5 protein-coding genes are annotated in these 5,189 nt (G+C 35.2%); 3 read left to right on the forward strand and 2 right to left on the reverse strand.

Features of this window, described 5'->3' with window-relative positions:
* Positions 1–191: 191 nt before the first annotated feature.
* Both WKT09_RS13440 and WKT09_RS13445 read right to left on the reverse strand, forming a co-directional pair.
* Positions 192–371, reverse strand: coding sequence for a YdiK family protein (locus WKT09_RS13440; RefSeq protein WP_336267497.1), 180 nt, complete (start codon positions 369–371; stop codon positions 192–194).
* A gap of 6 nt (positions 372–377) precedes the next feature.
* The gene (locus tag WKT09_RS13445; RefSeq protein ID WP_340416520.1) at positions 378–1,085 is read right to left on the reverse strand and encodes a CPBP family intramembrane glutamic endopeptidase; all 708 of its coding nucleotides are present in this window, start codon (positions 1,083–1,085) and stop codon (positions 378–380) included.
* 937 nt (positions 1,086–2,022) lie between these two features.
* Between WKT09_RS13445 and groES the strand changes: the two genes are divergently transcribed.
* The 3 genes from groES to WKT09_RS13460 all read left to right on the forward strand — a co-directional run bounded on the left by groES (position 2,023) and on the right by WKT09_RS13460 (position 4,724).
* Positions 2,023–2,304 (forward strand): co-chaperone GroES, encoded by a 282-nt coding sequence (groES, locus tag WKT09_RS13450; protein WP_336267495.1) that lies wholly within the window; start codon positions 2,023–2,025, stop codon positions 2,302–2,304.
* 51 nt (positions 2,305–2,355) lie between these two features.
* Complete coding sequence (groL, locus tag WKT09_RS13455; RefSeq protein ID WP_340416521.1) at positions 2,356–3,993, forward strand: chaperonin GroEL; 1,638 nt, start codon at positions 2,356–2,358, stop codon at positions 3,991–3,993.
* Between the two features lie 290 nt (positions 3,994–4,283).
* Positions 4,284–4,724, forward strand: coding sequence for a hypothetical protein (locus WKT09_RS13460; protein WP_340416522.1), 441 nt, complete (start codon positions 4,284–4,286; stop codon positions 4,722–4,724).
* Positions 4,725–5,189 lie beyond the last annotated feature (465 nt).

Below are 5,189 nucleotides of genomic sequence, written 5' to 3' on the forward strand. Positions count from 1 at the left end.
ATTTATATAAGCTCGAACAACTGCTAATTTAAATCCTAAATCATATTTCGACATACAAAACACCCCTAGAATTAGATTTGTGGTCTAACTCTAGGGGTGCACATCAAAGTTGTGCTGTTTTTTTGTTATGCTTGGACTTCGTTTATGGAAAAAATTAATTCACCTTTGATTTGCCCAAGTTAATTTGTAATTTATTCGCCTTTACGATTTGCAATACTCGTTTTGATATAACGGAAACCTACACCAAAGTCGAGTGCGGCCACAACTAATAATAAAATGGTTGTGATATTCCAAATGGAGTCTGTGATGCTTACAACCGCCATGTACGTAAATAGTGCTCCGAGTACGAGATAAAAAATGCCCATTTTCATGAATGATTACCCTCCAAAAAAGATGAATGATGCTTGTTCTTGTAGTTCTTTCAATAACTCTGGGTCAATTGATAATTGTGTTACTACGACAATCGTGTTCATTAACATGTGCACGAGGATTGGTACGATAATCCGCTTCGTTTTAACGTATAAGAATGCGAACACAACACCCATTGCAAAATAAATTAATGTATGAACTAGATCCATATGTAGTACCGCAAAAATAAGTGATGATAAAATGACGGCAACTAGAAAATTCCATCTTTTATAAAATGTACCGAATAAAATTTTTCGGAAAACTAGCTCTTCTAATATCGGACCTACGATAGCAGGGACTATAATGAATAATGGACTTTGACGAGCAAAGTCAACGATCATTTCTGTGTTTTCTGATCCAGCTTTAATGCCGAGTAAATCCGTTTCAATCGTCGCTGCAATAATTTGCGATGCATACGCCATAATTAATCCTAAAAATGTCCAACCAATAATTGTCCCAGCTGAAATAGGGAATTCTCTTTTTTCCTGTGCTAAAAATTCCTTCATTAATAAGAGGACGATTATTAACGCACCAATAAACCCAATCACATTCGCATATACAATGGAACTTGATCCATCGATTCCTAAACCAAAATGTAAAAGAAGCGGTGCAAATGCGGTAAACACAAACATAAGGAAATATGTTAATAAAACAAACCAATATTTTTTCGGAAACAAAAGACAAAACCCCTTTTTCTATCTACTATATGTTCATAAAATCATCATATCATAAAAATAGGAAAAAACAGATGTAATAAGAGTTAAAAAAAGTGACGAAGTGGAAAATATATTCAATGGAGTGTAGGGAAAAACGCGGAAATAGATTTAATAAATGCAAGGCGGATGCAATGAACGCGGAAGCAGATGCAATAAATGCAAGGCGGATGCAATGAACGCGAAAAGAGATGCAATAAATGCAAGGCGGATGCAATGAACGCGAAAACAGATGCAACGAAAGAAAATTAGATGCAATGAATGCGAAAGCAGATGCAACAAACGAAAATTGGATGCAATGAATGCAGAAGCAGATGCAATAAAAGAAAATCAGATGCAATGATTGCGAAAAGAGATGCAACGAAAGAAAATTAGATGCAATGAACGCGGAAGCAGATGCAACAAATGAAAATTAGATGCAATGATTGCGAAAATAGATGCAATAAATGAAATTCAGATGCAACGAACGCGGAAGCAGATGCAACAAATGAAAATCAGATGCAATGATTGCTCAAACAGATGCAACGAAAGAAAATCAGATGCAATGAACGCGGAAGCAGATGCAACAAATGAAAATTAGATGCAATGATTGCGAAAAGAGATGCAACAAACGAAAATTAGATGCAACGATCGCGCTAACGGATGCGATGAAATAGAAAGTGGATGCGATACAACAGAATGCAGAACGTTTAACTCACTCCAACGCCATATAAGGTTTAAATGGGAAAATTAATTTTGGCGGTCAGTTTTATATTGAAATTGTATTAAGAATTAGAAAATAGTGATAAAATGCTTGCAATTTTTTCTATAATTATTTAATATAAGAATTGGAATTAGCACTCAGTGAGTGTGAGTGCTAATAAAAATAAAAATTGCTATCGGGTTAAGGAGGTTTTTTTACATGATTAAGCCATTAGGGGATCGTGTAGTTATTGAATTAGTAGAGCAGGAGGCAACAACTGCAAGTGGTATCGTATTACCAGATTCAGCTAAAGAAAAACCACAAGAAGGTAAAGTTGTAGCAGTAGGTTCAGGAGCTATTGTAAACGGTGAAAGAGTTGCTCTTGAAGTGAAAGAGAATGATCAAATCATCTTTTCTAAATTCGCGGGTACAGAAGTATCATACGAAGGAAAAGAATATTTAATTTTACGTGAAAGCGACATTTTAGCAGTTATTGGCTAAAACATACACATATATTCGGTTGTAAATATTTTAAGGAGGTACTTATTAATTATGGCTAAAGAAATTAAATTTAATGAAGATGCTCGTAAAGCATTATTAAATGGTGTAGATAAATTAGCAAATGCGGTAAAAGTAACATTAGGACCTAAAGGACGTAATGTTGTATTAGATAAAAAATTCGGTGCTCCGTTAATTACAAATGACGGTGTAACAATTGCAAAAGAAATTGAATTAGAAGATGCATATGAAAACATGGGTGCACAGTTAGTATCTGAAGTAGCTTCTAAAACAAATGATGTAGCAGGGGATGGAACAACAACTGCGACAGTTTTAGCACAAGCAATGATCCGTGAAGGACTAAAAAACGTAACTGCTGGAGCGAACCCAGTTGGAATCCGCCGTGGTATTGAAAAAGCAGTGAATGAAGCGGTAACAGGATTAAAAGATATTACAAAAGTTGTAGAAGATAAAGAATCAATCGCTCAAGTTGCAGCAATTTCTTCTGGAGACGAAGAAGTAGGTAAGTTAATTGCAGAAGCGATGGATCGTGTTGGAAACGACGGTGTAATTACAATTGAAGAATCAAAAGGATTTGAAACAGAATTAGATGTTGTAGAAGGTATGCAGTTTGACCGTGGATACTCTTCCCCTTATATGGTTACTGACCAAGATAAGATGGAAGCAGTATTAGAAAATCCATACATCTTAATTACAGATAAAAAGATTACAAATATTCAAGACGTAGTACCATTATTAGAACAAGTTGTTCAAGAAGGTAAGCCAATCTTAATTATTGCTGAAGATATTGAAGGGGAAGCATTAGCTACATTAGTGTTAAACAAATTACGTGGTACGTTTAATGCTGTTGCAGTAAAAGCTCCTGGATTCGGTGACCGTCGTAAAGCGATGTTAGAAGATATTGCGATTTTAACAGGTGGTCAAGTAATTACAGAAGATTTAGGATTAGACTTAAAAACAACAGATATTACAATGTTAGGTACAGCTGATAAAGTAGTTGTATCAAAAGAGAATACGACAATCGTTGAAGGTGCTGGAGATACGAATGCAATTGAAGCTCGTGTTGGACAAATTCGTTCGGAAGCAGAAGCATCAACATCTGATTTTGATAAAGAAAAATTACAAGAGCGCTTAGCTAAATTAGCTGGTGGAGTTGCGGTTATCAAAGTTGGTGCAGCAACTGAAACAGAATTAAAAGAGCGTAAATTACGTATGGAAGATGCTTTAAACTCTACACGTGCAGCTGTAGAAGAAGGTATCGTTTCTGGTGGGGGAACTGCACTAGTAAACGTATACGAAAAAGTAGCTAACTTAGAGTTACAAGGTGACGAAGCGACAGGAGCAAAAATCGTTCTTCGTGCGTTAGAGGAGCCTGTACGTCAAATTGCTGAAAACGCTGGTTTAGAAGGTTCTATCATCGTTGAACGTCTAAAAGGCGAAGACGTTGGCGTTGGATTCAACGCTGCTGATGGCGAGTGGGTAAATATGGTTGAAGCTGGAATCGTTGACCCAACGAAAGTAACTCGTTCAGCATTACAACATGCAGCATCTGTTGCAGCGATGTTCTTAACAACCGAAGCGGTTGTAGCAGATATCCCAGAAGAAGGCGGAGCAGGAATGCCTGATATGGGTGGCATGGGCATGGGCGGCGGAATGCCGGGCATGATGTAAGTCTAAATAAATAAAGGTTGGTATGACGGGGTTTGCCAGAGGGCAGACCTCGTTTTTTAATGAAAAGGTAACAAAAAAGGTATCATAAATAAAAAGAAGGGAACAATCACACGCAATAACTTGAATCAGAATAAGCCTCAAATGGTTAATAAAATAATCCCGTACAATTCAAAATAACCCTCTAAAATAATATTCATTATTGTTCCCGAATACAATGATATCAATGTTCATATTAAAAGTGTTTTACTTAATGACAGTTACTTAATCGATGGAAATATATTTCTAGGAAAGTGAACTTTTATCAATTCAACACTTACCCACACTTACTGAATGTACATAAACATATCAATGAAAGAACAATTTTTTCTATAGAGACAACACTTTCGGGTCAAAATGTTATTCGGCAAATTCGGAAGACAAAAGAACAGGGCTATAAAATTACAATGTTTTATGTGGCTTTAGATGACGTAACCCAGAATATTAATCGTGTTGCTTTGAGAGTAAAAAAAGATGGTCATGATATCCCGACCGAAGATATACTGAGAAGAAATAAGACATCCTTTGATCAGTTATTTCGGTACGCGTATATTATTGATACACTTGTGTTGATTGATAATAGCTTAGATGACGGAAAGATTATTTTAGAGGTCAATAATAATTTTATTACGTTTGAAACAGACTATTTACCAGCATGGGCAAGACCTATAAAAGAACAATTTGAAATGGATTAAAGTAAAGGAAATTAATTCTCTCGCAGTTCTGTAAAAAAGTAACAAAATAATAACAGGAATAAGCAATAATACGAAATCATACGCAATTGATTCGGCAAAGTAAAACTCAAAACTATTGATTTCAAGCCATTTCACAATTCAGCACAACGTAAAAAAGGCTCATAACACTTGGCATGATGTAAATAAGTCTATTAATGATGAAAAAAGAGACTAATTGTATAGCAAAATAGCATCCATGCTTAGTTTAAATTTATAATTCATCTTCTATATTGAATGTAACTTCTTTTTATACTCCACTAGTACACTTTCAAGTTTATCCAAATCATTAATAGGAAATTCTTAAAAAAAGTAAACAACAATGATGTGCACCCCTAGAGTTAGACCACAAATCTAATTCTAGGGGTGTTTTGTATGTCGAAATATGATTTAGGATTTAAATTAGCAGTTGTTCGAGCTTATATAAAA

The organism is Pseudogracilibacillus sp. ICA-222130 (genome assembly GCF_037892545.1).
In the GTDB taxonomy this organism is placed as follows: Bacteria; Bacillota; Bacilli; order Bacillales; family Amphibacillaceae; genus Pseudogracilibacillus.

What these genes read in the sequence shown, in the direction of transcription:
- WKT09_RS13440 (WP_336267497.1), bottom strand. Translation starts at nt 371, where the DNA reads ATGAAAATGGGCATTTTTTATCTCGTACTCGGAGCACTATTTACGTAC.
- groES (WP_336267495.1), top strand. Translation starts at nt 2,023, where the DNA reads ATGATTAAGCCATTAGGGGATCGTGTAGTTATTGAATTAGTAGAGCAG.
- groL (WP_340416521.1), top strand. Translation starts at nt 2,356, where the DNA reads ATGGCTAAAGAAATTAAATTTAATGAAGATGCTCGTAAAGCATTATTA.